Here is a 21,581-nt window from a genome sequence, read left to right as displayed (position 1 = left end):
CGGGTCAATGGACGCCGCGCCCGTTCACGACAACGACGATGGTGCGCAACAAGATGCCGACATCGCCAATCAGCGATCGCTCGCGGACATAGCGCACATCGAACGCCACCCGCTCGGCATAGGTCGTGTCGTTGCGGCCGCTGATCTGCCACAACCCGGTGATGCCGGGGCGCAGCACAAGGTAATAGGCGAAGTCGACGCCGTAATTCGGGGCCTCATCGTCTACTATGGGGCGCGGGCCGACCAGGCTCATCTCGCCGCGCAGCACGTTGATCAGTTGCGGCAGCTCGTCGAGACTTGACCGGCGCAATAGACGTCCGATCGCCAGAACCCGCGGATCATTTCGCAGTTTCCGGGTTTGCGCCCATTCCCGTCGCGCGGCGGGACACTCCGCAAGATGCCGGGCCAGCACATAGTCGGCATCGGTTCGCATCGTGCGGAACTTGAGACAGCGAAACGCCACGCCATTCCGGCCAACGCGCTGATGGGCGAAAAATATCGGCCCGTCACCGGCCAGCGCGATCACTGCGACGATCAGCAAGAACACGGGCATGACGAACAGCAGAATGCAGGATGCACCGATGATGTCGACAACACGTTTGGTGACGTCCGAATCGACCCAACGCAACGCTTGGTGCATCGGTGCTTCATCCGCCGTCCGAAAACGGACACCACCACCCCGATCAGCAATTTTAAATGACGTATTTCCAACAACTTTGTGATCCATAACAGATCCCCCGCTAAAATATCTTTTATGTGACGGCTGAATTCCGCCTCACAATGGTGTTTTTCTCCAATTGGTTTGACTAAAGGTGCGCTTTGCCGTGATTGTGGTGCACGCGTTGACGTTAAGTAATTCACGCTGCCTTGGGTGCGGGCTCCCCATCGGAGATTTGCGCGGTTTGTGCATGTTCCGACGGGTATCGGTGGTTAACCTGATCGCACCAGCCGGGTTACCGGCTGTGGTATCCATGCATCGTCCGCCGCTATTCCGTAATCGCCGGAATTGACCGATCGGCCCGGGCGTCAGTATGCCGGAACAGAAATGGGAAAGACGCGACCGCGATGCAGGAAATTGGCAATACTTTAAAAACGGAAAATTTGCGACAGGACGCTGGTATGAACGCAGGCAACACAACGCATCGGGGTTTTCGCAACACTGTTGCGCGGCGCGGTCTGACAGGCCGCCGTATCCGCATTGCCGCAATTGCGTTCTGCGTCGTGGTCTGGGGTGTGGTGATCTATTTCGCATTGACCTGACTGCGGCCGCGGTATCGGCACGATCCGGTTTGCGCCCTTCATCCCGGTCCTGATCCCGGGAAATCAGCAGCGCCTCATTCCCTTGCGCGGCTTCGGCGAACCCGATGTTGCGGCCCTGTGGGGCGCGGATCTCATTCAGGCGGCGTGTCACCTGCCGCTGGGACAGCGCCCGCCCCGCCCGTGCGTGCGGCTCGGACAGACTCGTTTCGTCGCGGTCAGTCAGATGCCGGACCAGCGCGCGCAATTTGGCCGCATGATAAGTGGTGACAAGACTGATCCTGCGGTTCAACTCCCGCTCGATCCCGGCGATTGTCAGCAGGAAACGTCCCCAAAGATCAGAGGATCCGGCCGTGGGCGGCACGGTGTCGAGCCGCAGAAGCCCGTCGCACAGTGCGCTACGACGCGCCACACCCTGCACCCCAGGTTGGGGGTAAGTGGCGCGGCGTTTGTCCCCGATCAGTGCAATCTCACCGGGCCGAAACCAGACCTGGGCAAAGAATAGCGATACGTTTGTCGATTTTGGGTCGTGATCTCGGTGGGAAACAGCATTGATAAAATTGGTATCTACGAAATTCAATGACTCGCACTCCAAAAGGGCGCACGAAATGTGCGCTGAATTGAGTTGTAGAATCAGCAAGCGGACTTGGTTGATGCGGATTAATCAAATATTAATAGTATGGTGTGTATTCGACTGTTGTTACAGTCAGATAAGGGATTTTTAGATAATAGTTTATAACTCTTGGTTCGGTTTCTTCTGTCCTCAGGCCCCCTCTGTTCGCGTTCCGGATTCCCTGTGGTTAAAATTGCTTTCGGGTCGATGAAATGGGTGCACATAGAACCCAAGGTTCTGATGTGCGATAAATCAGCCTCTGCGTCCCTATAAAGGCAACGAAAAGCCAGTGGCATGTCCGCGACTTGAAGCGTCGGACACTTCTGTAGATGCATCGGGTTATAGATTAGACGCATTTGTGCCGTTCGGTAATTAACATAGGTTAACGCACTGCGGTCTCGCATCCAAGCAATATCATTTTATTAATCGTTATCAGTATGTTAACGGCATCTCAGTATTACCTGCTCCAGGACGATCTTGGATGTCGAACGAGGATCTGGCCCCGACTAAACGAGGTTTTTTATCCAAAAATATTCAAGAACACATCCTGTGATAGAAGGGCTAGAAAGTTAATCAACCTTAACGTGTGTTTCGTATTTCTTAACCGTCGAAACGCTTCGGGTGGAAACATTTGGAAATCAACTTGGCTGTTTGCGGCTTCTGCCAGTGCAATTCTCTTTAATTGATTCGCGTCGGGATTCATTCATTCCGGGCGCATGGCGGATGCGGATCCTAGCCATCGGCACCAGTGCCTTTGTCCGTCCCCGTGCAATGGCGACGCGCAGACGGCAGGAGTCGCCCCATTCCCGACAAACAGGTGATGGGACATTCCAAATTCCGTTGGCCGAGGTGTTATGTCGTCAATCGTCGCCGGGCACGCCGTATGAAGGCGCTTCGCGTGGGTCGAGCGCGCGCTGGATATAGGCGTCGAGCTGCGGTTTATAAACGAGCCAAGCGGTTGCAATGTTTTCGATCGGGCAGTCTTCGGTCCAGTCGCAACGCAGATCGGCCACTGGCCAACTGACCTTGTCGACGATTTTCATACCCGCAGAATGGATCGGCCCGGCCTCGCCTCCGGCGGCCAATCCGGCGCGCATCGCGGCAATCAACCGGTCGCCGATATGGCCCTTCGCGGTCAGAAATCCATCGGCGATTGCCTGAGGCACGCTGTCATTTGCCAACAGGTTACCGCCTGAGGCGACATTTTCCGCCTGTGCCTGTGTCCAGATACCCAACGAGTTTGGCCCCGAATGAATCGCAGTGTGCCCCTTTGCGTCGACGGCCAGTACTTGCCGGTATTCGATGAACTTGCCGCGCTTTTGAACTTCGGCGATGGCCATGGGTGCGCTGGCGCCACCGCCCATCAGATCGAGCGTCAGCGGGCCAAGCGTCGGGTCCGTTACGTTCTGCGATGCCACAGCCCCGACACCTGCACGGACAAAGGAACAGCGCGCGGCGACCGCAGGCGAGGAAGACGCGATCGCCACCCCGAACATCCCGGTTTCGGCGCAGCGGGCCACGAGCGAAAAGGTCATTCCGGAATTACCGCGGTGCCGTCGATTTCAACCAGCCATTCAGGGCGGGCAAGTGCCTGAACCACAAGGCCGGTCGAAACCGGATACACACCTTTGATATACTCACCCATGGTTCGGTACACGGCCTCGCGGTGACGCACATCAGTGATATAGACGACGACTTTGACCAGATGCTCCATGCTGCCGCCGGCCTCTTCGAGAAGCTGGCGAATGTTCTGCATGACCTTATGGGTCTGCTCCACCGGATCGTGACTCGCAATATTGGTGAAGTCATCGAGGTTTTGCGGACACTGACCCCGCAGCCAGACCGTTTTGCCACCCCGGGTGACCACGGCCTGACACAGATCGTTGTCGAGGTTCTGTTCGGGATAGGTTTCGGAGGTGTTGAATTTTCGAATGCGGGTATGCGCCATGTTTATGCTCCGGTCATGGTGGAATTTCCGAGTATAGGTGAAAGGACGAACAGCGCCATGCTGCTGTCCATTGCCAGTTTCGGGCGTCGGGGGAGCGGATAATCTTTGACGGAAATGCGAACAACAGGAGTGCTGCGATGCCGATTGAAAAAGTAAACACACTGGTCGTCGGCGGCGGTCAGGCCGGGGTGGCGATGAGCGAACACCTTGGCCAGAACGGCATTTCCCATCTGGTGCTTGAGCGCGCCCGGATCGCCGAACGCTGGCGCACCGCCCGGTGGGATACGCTGGTGGCCAACGGTCCTGCTTGGCACGACCGTTTTCCGGGACTCACGTTTGCGGACTGCGGGCCTGATGGTTTTCCCGCCAAGGACGCGGTTGCGGATTATTTTGTCGCCTATGCGGAAAAGATCAAAGCACCGATCCGCTGCGGCGTCGACGTGCGACATGCGCGCCGCATCGAGGGCGGGTCGGGGTTTCGGGTGGAAACCTCTGACGGCATGATCGAAGCGCAAAATATCGTCGCGGCAACCGGCCCGTTCCAGCAACCGGTCTTTCCCGGTCTGATCCCTGCCGATGCGGAGCTCGTCCAGATTCACTCGAACGCCTATCGCAATCCCGATCAGATGCCCGAAGGTGCGGTCATGGTGGTGGGGGCGGGATCGTCGGGTGCGCAGATTGCCGAAGAATTGATGAACGCCGGGCGGCAGGTGTTTCTGTCCGTCGGGCCACATGATCGTCCGCCCCGCAGTTATCGCAATCGCGATTTTGTCTGGTGGCTGGGGGTTCTTGGCAAATGGGACATGCAGACACCCGGTCCGGGAACCGAGCATGTGACCATCGCGGTCAGCGGTGCCAATGGCGGCAGAACGGTCGATTTCCGACGGTTCGCCGCCAGTGGAATGCAACTGGTCGGACGTACCCAGCGTTTTGTGGACGGCAAGTTGCACTTTGCCTCCGATCTGATCGACAACATCGCCCGGGGGGATGCGAATTATCTGTCGGTGCTTGACGAGGCGGATGCCTATGTCTTGCAAAACGGGCTTGATCTGCCAGAGGAGCCCGAGGCCCGCACGGGATGGCCCGATCCCGATTGCCTGAGCACGCCGATACGGGAGCTTGACCTCAAGGCCTGTGGCGTGACCTCGGTGATCTGGGCCACGGGGTATGCCCGGGACTATGGCTGGTTGCAGGCTGATGTCTTTGATCCGTCTGGCAAACCGATCCACAATCGAGGTATTTCCAATCAGCAAGGCATCTATTTTGTCGGGCTTCCATGGCAATCGCGGCGCGGGTCGTCGTTTATCTGGGGGGTCTGGCACGATGCCAAATTTGTAGCCGATCATATCGCCACCCATCAGACATATCTCGACTATGCGCCCTCGGACGCCGCAGCAACAATCTGATTTCAGGGCTGTGAGCCTCTGACCGTTTCGCGGTATCCGACATCGCCGATGCCCGGTTTTCCCGATCTTTTGGGGGCCTCTTTACGTTCTTCTGCAAAGGGCAGACACTTTCCAGACTGACAGAAGACTCAGGAGACCGGAATGCCCCACAGATCGTCAGGCAGGTTGGAAACGCCGCTGTGTTCGGTGCTGGGGTGCAAGGTGCCGATCCTGCTTGCGGGCATGGGCGGCGTCGCGCGGTGGGAACTGGCCGCTGCGGTCGCTGATGCGGGCGGATATCCGACACTGGGGATGGTCCGCGAAAGCCCTGAATTGATCGCGTCCGAGGTTACGGCGTTGCGCGCGGCGACCGACAGAGACTTTGCGGTCAACCTGATCCCCGCCGCCACGGATCCGGCGCTTCTTGATGCGCAGATAGAACAGTGTTTCGCGCTTGGGATCACAGCCTTTTCGTTCTTTTGGGATGTAATGCCCGAAGTGATTGCGCGGGTCAGAGACCGGGGTGCGCTGGTCTTGCATCAGGTCGGATCGGCTGCGCAAGCGCGCAAGGCCGAAGCCGCAGGTGCCAATGTCATCATTGCCCAGGGGATCGAGGCGGGGGGGCACGTGCACGGGCGGACGGGGTCGTTCGCCCTGGCCGAAGAGATCATGCAAGACATCCGGCTGCCAGTTGTCATCTCTGGTGGGGTTTCGACCGGCAAGGGGCTGGCCGCCGCGCTTGCGCTTGGTGCGCAGGGCGTTCAATGCGGCACGGCTTTTCTGGCGGCTGAAGAATCCTTTGCCCATCCGTTTCACAAGCAACGGGTTGTCGATGCCTCGGGTGCCGATACGGTTCTGACGGATGTGTTTGTGTTGAACTGGCCCAAGGGGGCTGCCGTGCGGGTGATCGCCAACAGCATCACAAAGTCACTCAACGGCGATCTTCTGGGGCATGATCCCGACAACCTGCCGCGTGATCCGATTGCCTGGGATGATGGCGCAGAGCGATACCGTTTCAGCACGGATTCCCCCCTGCGAACCACCACCGGCGACCTCGAGGCGATGCCCAGCTATGCCGGGCAGGGGGCCGGGTTGATCCGTGATGTCGTTCCGGCGGCTGTGCGGATTGAAAGGATGGTGCGCGATGCGGTCGCCTGTCTTGACGCGGGCTCTGCAAGGGCCGCTGACCAAGGGATGAGCCGATGAAATCAACAGAGGTTCCGGGCTGGCGCAAGGCCCGGCGGGAAGAATTGCGGGTGGCGCGAAAAACGCTCAGTGTGACGGAACATGCCTCTGCCTCGGACCGTCTGGCGGTTAATCTGGAGGCCATCCTTCAAACCCGGTTCGATGGCGCGCGGGGGCGGATCCTGTCGATGTACTGGCCGATCAAGGGCGAGCCGGATCTGCGTGGCCTGATGGCCCGATTGCACGACGCCGGTGTCATGATTGCGCTGCCGCTGGTCGAAACCAAAGCAGCGCCGCTGGTGTTTCGCCGTTGGACACCCGAGACGAAAATGGTCCGCGGCGACTGGAATATTCCCGTACCTCCGGCCAACGCCGAGGTCGTGACACCGGATATTGCGCTGGCACCTCTGGTGGGGTGGGATGAACAGGGTTACCGGCTTGGGTATGGCGGTGGTTATTTCGACAGGACACTGGCGTCACTTGATCCCTGTCCGTTCAAGATCGGAGTCGGATATGCGTCGGCGAAGCTGTCGACAATCTTTCCCCAACCGCACGATATTCCGATGGATATGATCGTAACGGAACAGAAATCGTTCGCCGTTTGACTGTCGGGGCAATCTTCGCTGTGGGCGCTTATGCCTCGCATTATTGTGGGCAAACCTGGCAACGCGCCGGATGGTTTCCGCAGTGGATTACGGGCCATGGCTGCATCAAGGTCAAATGCTTGCGGGACTCCGGCAAAGGTCTTTTTGAGCTCTGTCCATTCACTGCGCTGCACGGGTCAGACCAGCAGAATGTCATCCCAAAGACGTGTTGACCCTAAGGAAATTAAGTTAAACAATGGGAATAACATGGGAGATGTGCACGGATGGCTTTGGATCAACAAAAAGGCGTTTGGAAATCCGGCAAAGGCAAGGGGCGTCATACCCCCAAGGGCCGCCAGTTGCAAGACGAGCCATGGGATGAGGTCCGCAACCTGCTGAAAGACGCACCGCGCCGCCGCGATCTGCTGATTGAATATCTCCACCTTATTCAGGATCGTTACGGCCATCTTTCTGCGGCACATCTGCGTGCTCTGGCCGAAGAGATGCGGCTTAGCATGGCCGAGGTTTACGAGGTCGCCACTTTCTATGCGCATTTCGATGTGGTCAAAGAGGGCGAAACACCTCCGCCCGCGCTGACGATCCGGGTCTGCGATTCCCTGCCTTGCGAGATGGCCGGTGCGCAGGCGCTGAAGTCGGCGCTTGAGGATGGGCTGGACCCTGCCGAGGTGCGTGTGTTGCGTGCGCCCTGCATGGGGCGCTGCGATACGGCGCCGGTGCTGGAACTGGGCCACAATCACATCGACCATGCGACACCCGAAAAGGTGCAGGCCGCCATCGCCGCGCAGGACACCCATGCGCATCTGCCCAATTATGAAGGTTTCGACGCCTATGTCTCCGGTGGCGGATACGAGGCGCTGAAAAACCTGCGCCAAGACGGCAACTGGGAAGAGGTGCAGGCCCGCATCAAGGAATCCGGTTTGCGTGGCCTTGGTGGGGCGGGTTTCCCCTCGGGTACGAAATGGGGCTTTGTGCGGGGCAATGCGGGGCCGCGATATCTTGCGGTCAATGGCGACGAGGGAGAGCCGGGAACGTTCAAGGATCGTTTCCATCTTGAACGCTCGCCACATCTGTTTCTTGAGGGCATGCTGATCGCAGCCTGGGCGGTCGAGGCGGACACATGCTTTATCTATATGCGCGACGAATACCCGGCGGTATTGGAAATCCTCGCGATTGAAATTGGTGTGCTGGAACAGGCCGGGATTGTCGCGAAAGGTTATATTGATCTGCGGCGTGGCGCGGGTGCCTATATCTGCGGCGAAGAATCCGCGATGATCGAAAGCATCGAGGGCAAGCGCGGGTTGCCGCGTCATCGCCCGCCCTATGTGGCACAGGTCGGCGTCTTTGGCCGCCCGACGCTGGTGCACAACGTCGAAACCCTGTGGTGGATCGCGCGGGTCTGCCGCGAAGGGCCGGAATGCCTGAACAGCATCGAAAAGAACGGCCGCAAGGGGTTGCGCAGTTACTCGGTGTCCGGCCGGGTCGCCAATCCGGGTGTTCGACTCCTGCCTGCCGGATCGACCATTCTTGACATCATCGAAGCCTGCGGTGGCATGGCAGACGGTCATGTGTTCAAGGCCTATCAACCGGGTGGTCCGTCGTCGGGCCTGCTGCCAGCTTCGATTGACGATGTACCTCTCGATTTCGACACGCTGCAACCTTTGGACAGTTTCATCGGCTCAGCCGCCGTTGTCGTTCTGTCCGAAAACGACAGCGCAAAGGGTGCGGCGCTGAACATGCTGCGGTTTTTCGAGGATGAAAGCTGCGGCCAGTGTACGCCCTGCCGGGTGGGGTGCGAAAAGGCGGTCAAGCTGATGCAGGCCGATCACTGGGATCAGGAATTGCTGGAAGAGTTGAGCACCGCAATGGTCGATGCATCGATCTGCGGGCTGGGCCAGGCCGCGCCCAATCCGATCCGTCTGGTGATGAAGCATTTCGCGGATGAGGTGACTGTAAACTCGACCGGGAACCCAAAAAGCTATGGCACCGAGCAAAGTCTTGAGGGCGGGGAGCACGCGAAATGAGCGATATGATCCGGTTTACCCTGAACGGTGAAGACGTCGAAGCCGAAGCGGGCATGACGATCTGGGAAGTGGCCAACGGGCGCGGTCTGAAGATTCCGCATCTGTGTCACAAGCCCGCGCCGGGGTATCGCCCCGACGGCAACTGCCGCGCCTGTATGGTCGAGATCGAGGGCGAGCGGGTTCTCGCGGCCTCCTGCATCCGCGAGCCTTCCGACGGGATGGTTGTGACCACCAACAACGCGCGGGCCGAAAATGCGCGCAAGATGGTGATCGAAATGCTGATGGCCGACTTTCCCGAGCAGGCCATAAGCCACGATAAATCCAGCCATATGTGGGATATGATCGCGCTAAGCGGTGTCGAGAAAAGCCGTTTTCCGAAGTTGGAAGAGGGGCGAATTCCGCTGCTCGACGACAGCCATATTGCGATGAGCGTCAACCTTGATGCCTGTATCCAGTGCGGGCTGTGCGTGCGCGCCTGTCGCGAGGTTCAAGTGAACGATGTGATCGGTATGGCCGGGCGGGGGCATTCGACTTATCCGACCTTCGATTTTGCCGACCCGATGGGGGAATCCACCTGTGTGGCCTGTGGCGAATGCGTGCAGGCCTGCCCGACCGGGGCTTTGATGCCCAGCACGGTCGTGGACGAACATCAGGTGGGAGACAGCGCCGATTTCGACAGTGAAACGGCCTCGATCTGCCCGTTCTGCGGTGTGGGCTGTCAGGTCAGTCTCAAGGTCAAGGATGGCCGCGTCAAATACGTCGAAGGGTTGAACGGCCCGGCGAACGAGGGGCGGCTTTGCGTCAAGGGGCGGTTCGGATTCGACTATATCCACCACCCGCATCGGTTGACCAAGCCGATGATCCGCCGCGACGACGCACCGCCCAAAGGGCTGAACGTTGATCCGGGCAATCTGTCCACCCATTTCCGCGAGGCAACCTGGGACGAGGCGCTGGATTTCGCCGCTGGCGGAATGTCGAAGATTGCGCAGGCCCATGGTGGCAAGGCAGTTGCCGGTTTCGGCAGCGCCAAATGCACAAACGAAGAGGCCTATCTGTTTCAAAAGCTGATCCGACAGGGGTTTGGCCACAACAACGTCGATCACTGTACGCGGCTCTGCCATGCGTCATCGGTTGCCGCGCTGATTGAAAACGTCGGATCGGGGGCCGTCACCGCGACGTTCAACGAGATTGAAAACGCCGATGTGGCGATCATTATCGGCGCAAACCCGATCGAGAACCACCCGGTTGCCGCGACCTTTTTCAAGCAGTTCACCAAACGCGGCGGCAAGTTGATTGTGATGGACCCGCGCGGCGTTGGGTTGCGGCGGTTCGCCAGCCACATGTTGCAGTTCCGCCCGGGTTCCGATGTGTCGATGCTGAATGCGATCATGCACACGATCGTCGAGGAAAAACTGTACGATCAGCAATATATCGACGCCTACACAGAAAACTGGGAGGCCGAAAAGCAGCATCTCAAGGATTTCAGCCCCGAAAAGATGTCGGGGATTTGTGGCATTGCGCCCGAAGTTCTGCGCGATGTGGCGCGCACCTTTGCCGGGGCGAAAGCGGCGATGATCTTTTGGGGCATGGGCGTTTCCCAGCACATTCACGGCACCGACAATTCCCGCTGTCTGATCAGCCTTGCGCTGATGACCGGGCAGGTGGGGCGTCCGGGGTCCGGGCTGCATCCGCTGCGCGGGCAGAACAACGTGCAGGGCGCGTCGGATGCCGGGCTGGTGCCGATGTTCCTGCCCGATTATCAGGACGTGAGTGATGACAGCGTGCGCAAGGCGTTTACCGATGTCTGGGGCAGTGGTGATTTCAGCAATGAAAAAGGGCTGACCGTCACTGAAATCGTCGATGACATCCATGCCGGAAATACCCGTTCGATGTATATTCTGGGCGAAAACCCGGCGATGTCCGACCCCGATGTCGAACACGCGCGTGAGGCTTTTGCCAAGCTGGAACGTCTGATCGTGCAGGATATTTTCCTGACCGAAACCGCGAACTATGCCGATGTTCTGCTGCCTGCCTCGACGCTTTATGAAAAGTCGGGCACCGTCAGCAACACCAACCGGCAGGTTCAGATGGTGCGTCAGGCCGTGCCGCCGCCGGGGGAGGCGCGCGAAGACTGGTGGATCGAGGTAGAACTGGCCAAACGGCTGGGCCTTGGCTGGACCTATACCGATCCGGGTCAGGTGTTCAACGAGATGGCGCTGAACATGCGGTCGCTCGACAATATCACATGGGACCGGCTCAAGACCGAGGCGGTGACCTATCCGTCGCTGTCCCCCGAAGATCCGGGTCAGGCCGTGGTGTTCGGCGATGGGTTTCCGCGCCCCGATGGCCGCGCCAGATTCACACCGGCCAGTGTGATTGCGCCGGACGAAGTGCCAGATGCCGAATATCCGATGATCCTGACCACCGGTCGGCAGTTGGAACATTGGCACACCGGATCAATGACGCGCCGGGCAAGGGTGCTTGATGCGGTCGAGCCCGAAGCCAACGCATCCTTGCACCCGAAGACCCTGCGCAAGATGGGCGTGGAACCGGGCGGCCTGATCCGTCTGACCACAAGGCGTGGCACGATCACGATCATGGCCCGGGCGGACCGTGCGGTGTCCGAAGACATGGTGTTCGTGCCCTTCGCCTATGTCGAAGCTGCGGCCAACATTCTGACCAACCCGGCGATCGACCCCTACGGCAAGATCCCCGAGTTCAAATTCGCCGCGGTCCGGGTGGAAAAGGTGGCAGACAGCACATTGGCCGCCGAATAATCGGCTGCTGGAACGAAAAACGATCCCGACATGGAGCAAGTTCACATGGCCTTCAAGACCGACATCCAAATCGCCCGCGAAGCAAAGAAGAAACCGATTCAGGAGATTGGCAAAAAGCTGGGGATCTCGTCCGACGACCTGCTGCCCTATGGCCATGACAAGGCAAAGATCAGCCAAAGGTTCATCAATTCGGTTCAAAAGAACAAGAACGGCAAGCTGATCCTTGTCACCGCGATCAACCCGACCCCGGCAGGCGAAGGCAAGACCACCACCACCGTCGGTCTGGGCGATGGTCTGAACCGCATCGGCAAGAAAGCCGCCGTTTGTATCCGCGAGGCATCGCTGGGGCCGAACTTTGGCATGAAGGGTGGGGCCGCTGGCGGCGGCTATGCCCAGATCGTGCCGATGGAAGAGATGAACCTGCATTTCACCGGTGACTTCCACGCGATCACCTCGGCCCATTCGCTGCTGTCGGCGATGGTCGACAACCACATCTATTGGGGCAATGAACTGGAAATCGACACCCGCCGCGTCGTCTGGCGCCGGGTGGTCGACATGAACGACCGTGCGCTGCGCCAGATCACCGCCAGCCTCGGCGGTGTGGCCAATGGTTTCCCGCGTGAAACCGGATTTGACATTACCGTTGCGTCCGAAGTCATGGCGATCCTGTGTCTGGCCATCAACCTTGAAGATCTGCAAAAGCGGCTGGGTGACATGATCGTGGCCTATCGCCGCGACAAGACGCCGGTTTTTGCCCGCGATATCAAGGCCGACGGCGCAATGACCGTGCTGTTGAAAGACGCGATGCAGCCCAACCTTGTGCAAACGCTGGAGAACAATCCGGCCTTCGTGCACGGCGGTCCCTTTGCCAACATCGCCCACGGCTGCAACTCGGTGATCGCGACGAGCACCGCGCTGAAACTGGTGGATTATGTGGTGACCGAGGCAGGGTTCGGCGCCGATCTGGGTGCCGAAAAGTTCATGAACATCAAATGCCGCAAGGCCGGGCTGGCGCCTTCGGTCGTCGTTCTGGTGGCGACTGTCCGGGCAATGAAGATGAACGGCGGTGTGAAAAAGGCCGATCTTGGCCCCGAGAACGTTGCGGCGGTCAAGAAGGGCTGTGCCAACCTTGGTCGGCATATCGAGAACATCAAATCCTTCGGCGTGCCGGTGGTCGTGGCGATCAACCATTTCGTCACCGACACGGAGGCCGAGGTGGATGCAGTAAAAGCATACGTCAAGGAACAGGGGTCCGAGGCAATCTTGTCGCGCCATTGGGAGCTGGGCTCGGAAGGGTCCGAAGCTCTGGCCAAACGGGTGGCCGAAATTGCCGATGGCGATTCCGCCAACTTCTCGCCGATCTATCCCGACGACATGCCATTGTTCCAGAAGATCGAAACCATCGCCAAGCGCATCTATCGCGCCGACGAGGTGCTGGCCGATCAGAAGATCCGCAACCAGCTGAAGGAGTGGGAGGAGCAGGGCTATGGCAATCTGCCGGTCTGCATGGCGAAGACGCAATACAGCTTTACCACCGACCCCGAGCGTCGTGGCGCTCCGACCGGGTTCTCGGTGCCGGTCCGCGAAGTGCGTCTGAGCGCCGGTGCAGGTTTCGTCGTGGTCATCTGCGGTGAAATCATGACCATGCCCGGCCTGCCTCGGGTGCCTTCGGCCGAAAACATCAGATTGAACGCTGACGGCGACGTCGAGGGGTTGTTCTGATCTGTCGGGCGGGGCGACGCGCGGCTGCGCCGACGCCCCGCCCACCCTCCCGTCGGCCTATGGCGGGGCTATTTTTATGTCAGTAAAGCAAAAAACGGGTGATCGAATGACAGCCACTGTGATTGACGGCAAGGAATTTGCGGCGCGGGTCCGGGGCCGAGTGGCGCAACATGTGACGCGCCTGAAGGACGATCACGGCATCACGCCGGGCCTTGCCGTGGTGTTGGTGGGCGAAGACCCTGCGTCACAGGTCTATGTTCGCTCGAAAGGCAAGATGACCGCCGAGGTCGGCATGAAATCCGTCGAGCACAGGTTGGACGCCGATACGTCCGAGGCCGATCTTCTGGCGTTGATCGATCAATTGAACAACGATCCTGAAATCCACGGTATCCTTGTACAATTGCCGCTGCCCAAACACCTGAACGAAAATCTGGTGATCAATTCGGTGAATCCGGCCAAGGATGTCGACGGGTTCCACATTTCGAACGTCGGGCTGCTTGGCACCGGTCAGAAAAGCATGGTGCCTTGCACGCCGCTGGGGTGTCTGATGATGCTGCGCGACCATCACGGCAGCCTCTCGGGGATGAACGCAGTGGTTATCGGGCGGTCCAACATCGTCGGCAAACCGATGGCGCAACTGTTGCTGGGGGAGTCCTGTACCGTCACCATCGCGCATAGCCGCACCAGGGATCTGCCCGATGTCGTGCGCCGCGCCGATATCGTGGTTGCCGCCGTGGGCCGCCCCGAGATGGTGCAGGGCGACTGGATCAAGCAAGGCGCGACCGTGATCGACGTGGGTATCAACCGTCTGGATGCACCGGAAAAGGGTGAAGGAAAGACCAGACTGGTCGGTGATGTCGATTATGCCAGTTGTGCCAAGCGGGCGGGTGCGATCACTCCGGTGCCGGGCGGTGTGGGTCCGATGACCATCGCCTGTCTGTTGGCCAATACCGTCACCGCATGTTGTCGTGCCAATGGTCTGGCAGAGCCCGAGGGCCTGACCGCGTGAAAGATGAGGTCCGGGACCATCGCCTGATCGACGGACAGGCGATCATGACCCGGATATTGACAGAAGTTTCTGCACATGTCGCGGCGACTGGTGGCGTGCAAAAGATCGGGCGACTTGTGTCCGTCAGCATCGGTGGCAATCCCGACATCGCGATCTATGTGCGCAATCAGGCGCGCGCCGCACAAAGGGCCGGCATTCGATTTGATCAGCAGCTTTGGAGCGATGAGGTTACCCAGGAGGAATGCCAACAGCTGATCGCCGAAATGAACGACGATCCTGCAGCGGCCCGTTCCAGATCATCTTAATGTGCATTCCCTGCAGGCGGCGATCCATCCGCTTAAAGATGTCGGAGGAATGAACCCCGCGTCGATCGGCAATATTGTCTATTCCGATGTGGCGCTGGTGCCCTGTACGGCGGCCGCGACGGTCGAATTGATCCGCGAAACCGGGCTGGACATCAGAGGGCTTGAGGTCGTCGTGATCGGCCATTCCGAGATTGTTGGCAAGCCAACCGCCTTTCTTTTGATGGCCGAGTGTGCAACGGTGACAGTCTGTCACGCCATGACCCGATCATTGGCAAAGCATTCGCGCCGCGCCGATGTTCTCGTGGTTGCAATGGGCAAGCCGCATAGGGTCGGAGCCGGAATGATTAAACCGGGTGCTGTGGTGATCGATATCGGGACCAATCCGATAACCGATGCCGATGGCATGACGCGGATCGTCGGCGACGTTGATACCGATGCTGTCAGGGAGGTGGCGGGCTGGATCACGCCTGTGCCGGGCGGTGTCGGCCTCGTTACCGTTGCGATCCTGATGCGAAATGCCACGATGGCCCATCGGTTGCAGATGGCGGTGACTGGATCGCCTGCGGCAGGGCGGCGATAATCGCTCGGTAACTGGGGCGACACGGCCTTGGACACGCCATCGTCCTTTCGCCGTGGCAAGGTCGGGATTGCATCCGTCAGACAATCCGGAATTGATCGAAAAAGAGACCGACGGAGAATCCTCTATTAAGTGTCACGCTTGGCAGTAGAATCCATTTTTCGCAGCCAATCCCTTGGCGCAGGGTCTGTCGGCTCATCTATGCGACAGTCTGTCAAATGGCTGACGGGGCACGGGATGCGGGCGTGGTGAACTTGTTCAACCCTACCGACCGCAACGTCTCGGCCATGCAGGTCGCAGCAGCGATGATACCGAGCGGCGGCCTTTTCGAGCGTAATATCTGTAGATCTGGCAGGTTCAGCTCGCCCGGGTGAACAGAGAGATAAAGTCGCGCGCTTTTCGGTTTGCTGCAGAAGGGTATCAAGATCACAAAGAAACTCAGGCGATGAAACCCGGTTTCTTCTTTGTACAAATACTCAAAAAATCTAACGCCGCACCGCTCCCCGTATGTCTGACAAGGCGAAAGCGCCGATTGCGGACCCGATTACAAAATAACTGCCCATGCCCACCGCAACCAAAGCGGCAAGTGCGAGGTATTTCAATCCAGCTATTCCAAACACCGGACCCAAGGCAAGCGTGGCCAGCCACAGGCAAAGCCCCATGCCCAGTGATGCAACGACAATGCGCCAGACCCGGCGGCGGAACCGGTCGTCAAAGCTGGCGGCTTCGCCCATCTTGCGGCCACCGCGGACCAGCAGCCATACCATGGCCCAGCCTGCCACCGTCGTTCCAATCGCGGCGGCCATGAACCCGATCAACGGCATCAGACCCACCGCCAAAGCGGCGTTGACCACCAGCGAGACCATGGCGAACCGAAATGGCGAGCGGGTGTCTTCACGGGCGAAATACAGCGGCTGCAACACTTTTTGCAAAACGAAGGCAGGCAGACCCAGACCATAAACCGCCAGCGCCAGCGCCGTGGCTGCCGCATCATCCGCGCCAAACGCACCCCGTTGAAACAACACGTTGACCAGTGGCAGCGGCATTACCAGAAACGCCACCGCAGAAGGTACGGTCAGTGTCAGCGCCATTTCCGCCGCGCGGTTGAACGCATATCGACCGCCCACTGTATCTGCCGCGCCCAGACGGCGCGACAGTTCGGGCAACAGCACGACTCCGATGGCGATACCGACGACACCCAGCGGCAATTGATACAACCTGTCGGCATAGTTCAGCCAGGCGATGGCGCCGTCGTAAAAGCTTGCCACTTGCCGTCCGACCAGCAGGTTGATCTGCACCACGCCACCAGCGAGCGCGGCAGGGGCGGCGATGATCGCCAGACGTTTCAATTCCGGCGTCATTCGAGGCCGACGGATCGTCAACCGAAATCCGGCACGGGCAGCGGCAAACCAGACCAGAGCCAGCTGCGCGATGCCCCCCACGGGCACGGCCCAGGCCATCGCCATCCCGACCTGCGCGCGCAGTGCTTCGGGGGTGTCGGCACCGCTCAGCGCACTGCCGATGATCGTTGCGATGAACACGACGTTCAGCAGGACGGGTGCCGCCGCCGCTGCCAGAAACCGCCGATTGGCATTCAATACACCCGAAACCAGTGCGGCGAGCGAGATGAACAGAATATACGAGAATGCAATTCGGCCATAGGTGACGGCCAGATCGAACCGTTTGTCGCCAATGAAACCGCTGGCCATTGCAGTCACCAGCGCGGGCATGAAGACAATGCCGATCACCGTAAACAGCGAGAGGACCAGGATCATTCCGGCAAAGGCATCCTGCGCGAACCCCTTGGGGTCGTCGCCGCTTTCCAGCTTCTTGGAAAACAGCGGGATGAACGCCATGTTGAACGCGCCCTCGGCAAAGAACCGGCGGAACATATTCGGCAGGGAAAAAGCGACCAGAAACGCCTCGGCCACCGGACCGGCCCCAAGATAAGCGGCGATCAGAATATCGCGCACAAAGCCCAAGAGCCGGCTTGCCAGGGTCGAAGCCCCCACAGTGAAGAATGCGCGCAGCATCAGGCGGCGACTTGGGAAATGTCAGTTGTCATGGGGTATTTTCCTGTGAAGGGCCGAAAACCTAAGCCCGGGCCCGGGCGCTGCCCTGCTCCATCGCAGCGCGCAGAAGTCGTTCCAGCGTCCGTTGCTTTGCCTCGGCATAGATTTTCAATCCGAACATGTCCTTGACGTAAAAAGTATCGACCACCTGTTCGCCGTAAGTGGCAATCACCGCGCTGGCAATCGAGATATGCGAAGCGGCAAGCGTGCGTGTCAGATCGTACAGCAGACCGGGGCGGTCGCGGGTGTCGACCTCGATGATCGTATAGATCTCGGACCCGTCGTTGTCGAAGGTGATTGATGTCGGCACGCGAAAGTCCCGTTCGCGCTTTTTCAGCTTGTCCTTCGGCTCAAGCGCGGTGCCGGTCATGACCTCGCCTTTCAGGGTGCGGCCGATCATCTTGCGCAGCCGGTCCAGCCGATCTTCGGCATAGGGCGCGCCTTCGCCGTCCTGAACCCAGAATACCGCCGTCGCAAAGCCGTCTTTCGACGTATAGGTTCGCGCGTCCACCACGTTGGCGCCGACCAGCGCCAGCGCCCCCGCCAGACGTGAAAAGATGCCGGGATGGTCGGCCATGGTAAAACAGGCGCGGGTGGCATCGCGTTCCGCGTCTGGTTTCAGGTCGATCCGGATGCCCCCGTCAGCGGAGTTTTTCAGCAGCTTGGCGAAAACCGCATGGGTCGCGGTGTCAAGCCCCTGCCAATAGGGCGGATAATGCCGCTGGGTTTCATGGCGTATCTGTGCCTTGTTCCAGCCGCCAAGTGCCACGCGCAGCCTGCGCCGGGCCTCGGCGCCGCGGGTTTCGCGGTTCAGATCCTCCAGCCCGTTTTCCAGCGCGAATGCGGTTTCGCGATACAGGGTGCGGAACAATTGTGCTTTCCAGTTGTTCCAGACCCCGGGTCCAACCCCGCGGATGTCGCAGACGGTCAGCAATGTCAGCAGATCCAGCCGTTTTTTGGTGCGCACCGCCTTGGCGAAATCGCGAATCGTGCGCGGATCGGAAAGGTCGCGCTTTTGGGCCATATCCGACATCAGCAGGTGATACCGGACCAGCCATTCCACCGTATCCGTGTCAGCCTGTTTCAGGCCCAGACGGGGACATGTCTTGCGCGCAATCCGGGCGCCCAGAACCGAATGGTCTTCGTCCCGACCCTTGCCGATGTCGTGAAACAACAGGGCCAGAAACAGCACCTTGCGGTTCACCCCGCCTTCTTTGATGATCTGGCTGGCAATCGGCAGATCGTCGTCCAGCTCGTGGTTTTCGATCTGGGCGAGGGCGCTGATACACTGGATCGTATGTTCGTCGACGGTATAGGAATGGTACATGTTGAACTGCATCATCGCGACGATGGGTTCGAATTCGGGCAGGAACGCTGCCAGCAACCCCAACTCGTTCATCCGTCGTAGAGCGCGTTCGGGATTGGGGTACTTCAGCAACAGATCGAAGAACAGGCGCACGGCCTCGGGGTCGCGACGTACGGTGTCGTCGATCAGGTGCAGGTTTGACGCGATGGCGCGCATGGCGTCGGGGTGCATCATGTTCCCGGTGCGCAGGGCCTCGTCGAAAATGCGCAGCAGGTTCAGCGGATTGGACAGAAAGACCGCGCGGTCCTCAAAAGTGATCCGGTTTTGTTTGATCAGGTATCCTGCGCGGGCCTTTTTCTGACGACGAAAGAATCCGACAAGGTTGGGCGCCTCTTTCTTATAGTCGGCTTCAAGGGCGGTCAGCAGGATCCGCGTCAATTCGCCCACCCGGGTGGCGTGGCGAAAATAGTCCTGCATGAAATGTTCGACCCCGCGCCGTCCGTCCCCGTCGGAATAGCCCATGCGCCCGGCCACCTCGACCTGCATATCAAAGGTCAGCTGGTCCATTGCCCGCCCGGCGATCAGGTGGAGATGGCAGCGGACCGCCAGAAGAAACGTCTCGGCCCGGATGAAACTGTCAAATTCGCCCTGAGTGAACACGCCGGCGGGCACCAGTTCGGATACATCCTTGACCCGGTTGACGTATTTCGCGATCCAGAACAGGGTTTGCAGATCGCGCAGGCCACCCTTTCCCTCTTTCACATTCGGTTCGACGACATAGCGCTGATCGCCCTGTTTTCGGTGACGTGCCGTGCGCTCTGCCAGCTTGGCAGAGATGTATTCCGGGCCGGTGGATTCGAACAGGTCCGACCACAGCATATTGCCCAGCTTTTCTTCCAGCGCCGTGTCACCGGTCAGGAACCGGCTCTCCAGAAGTGCGGTGCGCACGGTGTAATCTTCGGTCGCGATGTGCAGGCATTCCTTGATCGTGCGGCTGGAATGGCCGACCTTCAGATGCAAATCCCAAAACATGTACAACATGCTTTCGATCACATTTTCCGCCCATGGCGACAGATTTTTTGCGGTGAGAAACATCAGGTCGACGTCGGAATGCGGGCACATTTCGGCGCGGCCATAGCCGCCGACCGCCAGCACCGCCACGGTTTCGTTTTCCGTGGGATTGGGGTGCAGATAGCGGCAGGCCGCGTCAAAGATCGCGGTAACGATACCGTCGGTCAGATAACTATAGGCCTGGACCGTGGGGCGGGCGGCATCCGGACGGGCAGCAAAGGCTGTGGCGATTTCGGCCCGCCCCCGGTCCATGGCTGTTTTGATGTGGTCGACGATGATGCCACGTTGCGCCGCCGGAGTGATCTCGCCTGCGATCTCGCCTGCGATGTCGGCTTCGATGGCCGCGCCGATTGCGGCGCGGTCAAAGATCGCTGCTTCTGGGCAGATCAGTTCGCCGTGCGAGCGGTGGGTGTCGTCGGGGGCTGCCGGCTCAGAAGCCGGCACCGCCGAAGCTTTTTGGCGCAGGGTCAATCACCACCACCTGGTTGTTGCGGATCTGTGCCACGGCCATGCCGCGCTGGTTGGTGCCATCGGGGCGCAGGCGGAAGACGCCGTTCACGCCGATAAAGCCAGACCCTTGGGTCAACGCCGCACCGGTCAGCGCATTCGATTTGCCAGACGCGACAAGCGCGCCGATGGCGGCGATACCGTCATAGGCCAGCCCGGCAATCGCATGGGGCTGACCGCCATAGGTCGCGGCATAACGGCTGTTGAAACGCGCGTTCAGGTTCGGATCGGGCAGGGCGAACCAACTGCCCTGCAATCCGGGCAGGGACAGGGCGTTGGCCGGAACGTCCAGCCGCTGCAGCCCGACGAACTGTGTGGTGGCGGGCGACAGACCCGCGCCGGGCAAGCCTTCGACCAGCAATGGCAAGGCACCGGCAGTGCCCGAAGTCATGAAGACGGCGGTTGCGCCTGCGGCTTTTGCCTCGGCGGCCAGACGCGGCACGGCGGCATTCACCCCCTGCTGTGACAGATCGAAACCGCCGACCCCTGCAAGGGTGGCGCCATTGGCCTGGATCGCGCCAGTGATCGCATCGCGGCCCTGAATCTCGGCGGCGTTGTTGCCGTGGATGACATAGATCCGCGACTTGCCCTGCTGTTTGGCATAGCCGACCAACCGCTGGGCGGAATTTTCAAATGTATGTCCGAGGATGTACAGGTTTCCCCCGGCGATCGCGGTGCTGTTGGAAAAGCTGAGGACATTGATGCCCTGTCCGGCCACGGCCAGCCCGGCGGCATTTGCCGACTGCTGGAACACTGGACCCAGAATGATCTTGGCACCATCGGCCACGGCCTGAGACGCCACTTCTGCGGCGCGGGCGGGTTGGCCGCCGGTGTCATAGACCCGCAGGTCGATCTTGACGCCCTTCAGATCGGCGATTGCAAGACGCGCCGCGTTTTCCAGGCTGCGCGCAATGATCGCTCCGCCGTCGGCCGAAGACGATGGGACCAAAAGTGCGACGGGCACCGGTGCCGATGCATCGATCGAAGGTCCGCCCCCGACTTTGCCCAGTGCAACCGGTTCGCAGGCGGCAAGTGCGAAACCGCAGGCGGCCAAAAGAACGCTGCGCCGCAGATTGCGCATTGAGGTCAGCGCATCGCGTGGCGCCGGGATCGGGGCCTTGCGGCGGGCGGACAAAAAGGCAAACATCGGCGGACTCTCTTGCAGGGCGTGCGGAAACTGTTCCGTCGACCCTAATCCGAGATTGATACGGTGTAAATCGG

The 21,581-nt window shown here is 59.8% G+C and carries 14 protein-coding genes and 1 pseudogene; 8 read left to right on the top strand and 7 right to left on the bottom strand.

Annotated features, from left to right (window positions below; genetic code table 11):
* Window positions 1-4 precede the first annotated feature (4 nt).
* The 4 genes from FQ320_RS11250 to FQ320_RS11235 all read right to left on the bottom strand — a co-directional run bounded on the left by FQ320_RS11250 (window position 5) and on the right by FQ320_RS11235 (window position 3,818).
* A complete protein-coding gene (locus tag FQ320_RS11250; RefSeq protein WP_148472239.1) occupies window positions 5-640 on the bottom strand; it encodes a sugar transferase in 636 nt (211 codons plus the stop codon).
* Window positions 641-775: 135 nt separating this feature from the next.
* Complete coding sequence (locus FQ320_RS11245; protein WP_148472237.1) at window positions 776-1,837, bottom strand: hypothetical protein; 1,062 nt, start codon at window positions 1,835-1,837, stop codon at window positions 776-778.
* An 893-nt stretch (window positions 1,838-2,730) separates the two neighbouring features.
* Window positions 2,731-3,405 carry a DUF1028 domain-containing protein gene (locus FQ320_RS11240; RefSeq protein WP_148472235.1) on the bottom strand — a complete coding sequence of 225 codons (675 nt, stop codon included), beginning with the start codon at window positions 3,403-3,405 and terminating at the stop codon, window positions 2,731-2,733.
* Window positions 3,402-3,818 carry a RidA family protein gene (locus tag FQ320_RS11235; RefSeq protein ID WP_148472233.1) on the bottom strand — a complete coding sequence of 139 codons (417 nt, stop codon included), beginning with the start codon at window positions 3,816-3,818 and terminating at the stop codon, window positions 3,402-3,404. The genes FQ320_RS11240 and FQ320_RS11235 overlap by 4 nt, the downstream gene beginning before the upstream one ends.
* Window positions 3,819-3,955: 137 nt before the next feature.
* Here FQ320_RS11235 and FQ320_RS11230 point away from each other — a divergent pair, with 137 nt between their 5' ends.
* The 8 genes and pseudogenes from FQ320_RS11230 to FQ320_RS11195 all read left to right on the top strand — a co-directional run bounded on the left by FQ320_RS11230 (window position 3,956) and on the right by FQ320_RS11195 (window position 15,407).
* Window positions 3,956-5,224: an NAD(P)/FAD-dependent oxidoreductase gene (locus FQ320_RS11230; protein ID WP_148472231.1), complete on the top strand. Its 1,269-nt coding sequence runs from the start codon at window positions 3,956-3,958 to the stop codon at window positions 5,222-5,224.
* A gap of 141 nt (window positions 5,225-5,365) precedes the next feature.
* Window positions 5,366-6,409 (top strand): nitronate monooxygenase family protein, encoded by a 1,044-nt coding sequence (locus FQ320_RS11225; protein ID WP_148472230.1) that lies wholly within the window; start codon window positions 5,366-5,368, stop codon window positions 6,407-6,409.
* The gene (locus FQ320_RS11220) at window positions 6,406-6,993 is read left to right on the top strand and encodes a 5-formyltetrahydrofolate cyclo-ligase (RefSeq protein ID WP_148472228.1); all 588 of its coding nucleotides are present in this window, start codon (window positions 6,406-6,408) and stop codon (window positions 6,991-6,993) included. The genes FQ320_RS11225 and FQ320_RS11220 overlap by 4 nt, the downstream gene beginning before the upstream one ends.
* 263 nt (window positions 6,994-7,256) lie before the next feature.
* Window positions 7,257-9,014, top strand: coding sequence for an NAD(P)H-dependent oxidoreductase subunit E (locus tag FQ320_RS11215; protein WP_148472226.1), 1,758 nt, complete (start codon window positions 7,257-7,259; stop codon window positions 9,012-9,014).
* Entirely contained in the window at window positions 9,011-11,791 is a 2,781-nt protein-coding gene (gene fdhF / locus FQ320_RS11210; protein ID WP_148472224.1) for a formate dehydrogenase subunit alpha, read from the top strand. The genes FQ320_RS11215 and fdhF overlap by 4 nt, the downstream gene beginning before the upstream one ends.
* A 45-nt stretch (window positions 11,792-11,836) precedes the next feature.
* A complete protein-coding gene (locus tag FQ320_RS11205; RefSeq protein ID WP_148472223.1) occupies window positions 11,837-13,513 on the top strand; it encodes a formate--tetrahydrofolate ligase in 1,677 nt (558 codons plus the stop codon).
* Window positions 13,514-13,619: 106 nt separating this feature from the next.
* On the top strand, window positions 13,620-14,522 hold the full coding sequence (gene folD / locus FQ320_RS11200; RefSeq protein ID WP_148472221.1) for a bifunctional methylenetetrahydrofolate dehydrogenase/methenyltetrahydrofolate cyclohydrolase FolD: 903 nt from the start codon (window positions 13,620-13,622) through the stop codon (window positions 14,520-14,522).
* A gap of 44 nt (window positions 14,523-14,566) precedes the next feature.
* Window positions 14,567-15,407 (top strand): annotated as a pseudogene (locus FQ320_RS11195) (bifunctional 5,10-methylenetetrahydrofolate dehydrogenase/5,10-methenyltetrahydrofolate cyclohydrolase).
* Window positions 15,408-15,889: 482 nt separating this feature from the next.
* Here FQ320_RS11195 and murJ read toward each other — a convergent pair.
* The 3 genes from murJ to FQ320_RS11180 all read right to left on the bottom strand — a co-directional run bounded on the left by murJ (window position 15,890) and on the right by FQ320_RS11180 (window position 21,507).
* Window positions 15,890-17,437, bottom strand: a complete 1,548-nt coding sequence (gene murJ, locus FQ320_RS11190) for a murein biosynthesis integral membrane protein MurJ (protein WP_148472219.1) — start codon at window positions 17,435-17,437, stop codon at window positions 15,890-15,892.
* A gap of 61 nt (window positions 17,438-17,498) precedes the next feature.
* Complete coding sequence (locus FQ320_RS11185; protein WP_148472217.1) at window positions 17,499-20,324, bottom strand: [protein-PII] uridylyltransferase; 2,826 nt, start codon at window positions 20,322-20,324, stop codon at window positions 17,499-17,501.
* The gene (locus FQ320_RS11180; RefSeq protein WP_148472215.1) at window positions 20,284-21,507 is read right to left on the bottom strand and encodes a penicillin-binding protein activator; all 1,224 of its coding nucleotides are present in this window, start codon (window positions 21,505-21,507) and stop codon (window positions 20,284-20,286) included. Before FQ320_RS11180 ends, FQ320_RS11185 begins: the two co-directional genes overlap by 41 nt.
* Between the last annotated feature and the right edge of the window lie 74 nt (window positions 21,508-21,581).

The organism is Oceaniovalibus sp. ACAM 378, assembly GCF_008085915.1.
In the GTDB taxonomy this organism is placed as follows: Bacteria; Pseudomonadota; Alphaproteobacteria; order Rhodobacterales; family Rhodobacteraceae; genus Oceaniglobus.
The sequence above is the reverse complement of the archived record's forward strand: the minus strand, read 5'-3'. Positions and strand labels throughout refer to the sequence as shown.

Bases quoted from the DNA above. Each gene is read 5' to 3' on its own strand.
- FQ320_RS11220 (WP_148472228.1), top strand. From the start codon at position 6,406: ATGAAATCAACAGAGGTTCCGGGCTGGCGCAAGGCCCGGCGGGAAGAA.
- folD (WP_148472221.1), top strand. From the start codon at position 13,620: ATGACAGCCACTGTGATTGACGGCAAGGAATTTGCGGCGCGGGTCCGG.
- murJ (WP_148472219.1), bottom strand. From the start codon at position 17,437: ATGCTGCGCGCATTCTTCACTGTGGGGGCTTCGACCCTGGCAAGCCGG.
- FQ320_RS11250 (WP_148472239.1), bottom strand. From the start codon at position 640: ATGCACCAAGCGTTGCGTTGGGTCGATTCGGACGTCACCAAACGTGTT.
- FQ320_RS11225 (WP_148472230.1), top strand. From the start codon at position 5,366: ATGCCCCACAGATCGTCAGGCAGGTTGGAAACGCCGCTGTGTTCGGTG.
- fdhF (WP_148472224.1), top strand. From the start codon at position 9,011: ATGAGCGATATGATCCGGTTTACCCTGAACGGTGAAGACGTCGAAGCC.
- FQ320_RS11180 (WP_148472215.1), bottom strand. From the start codon at position 21,507: ATGTTTGCCTTTTTGTCCGCCCGCCGCAAGGCCCCGATCCCGGCGCCA.
- FQ320_RS11235 (WP_148472233.1), bottom strand. From the start codon at position 3,818: ATGGCGCATACCCGCATTCGAAAATTCAACACCTCCGAAACCTATCCC.
- FQ320_RS11205 (WP_148472223.1), top strand. From the start codon at position 11,837: ATGGCCTTCAAGACCGACATCCAAATCGCCCGCGAAGCAAAGAAGAAA.
- FQ320_RS11215 (WP_148472226.1), top strand. From the start codon at position 7,257: ATGGCTTTGGATCAACAAAAAGGCGTTTGGAAATCCGGCAAAGGCAAG.
- FQ320_RS11240 (WP_148472235.1), bottom strand. From the start codon at position 3,405: ATGACCTTTTCGCTCGTGGCCCGCTGCGCCGAAACCGGGATGTTCGGG.
- FQ320_RS11230 (WP_148472231.1), top strand. From the start codon at position 3,956: ATGCCGATTGAAAAAGTAAACACACTGGTCGTCGGCGGCGGTCAGGCC.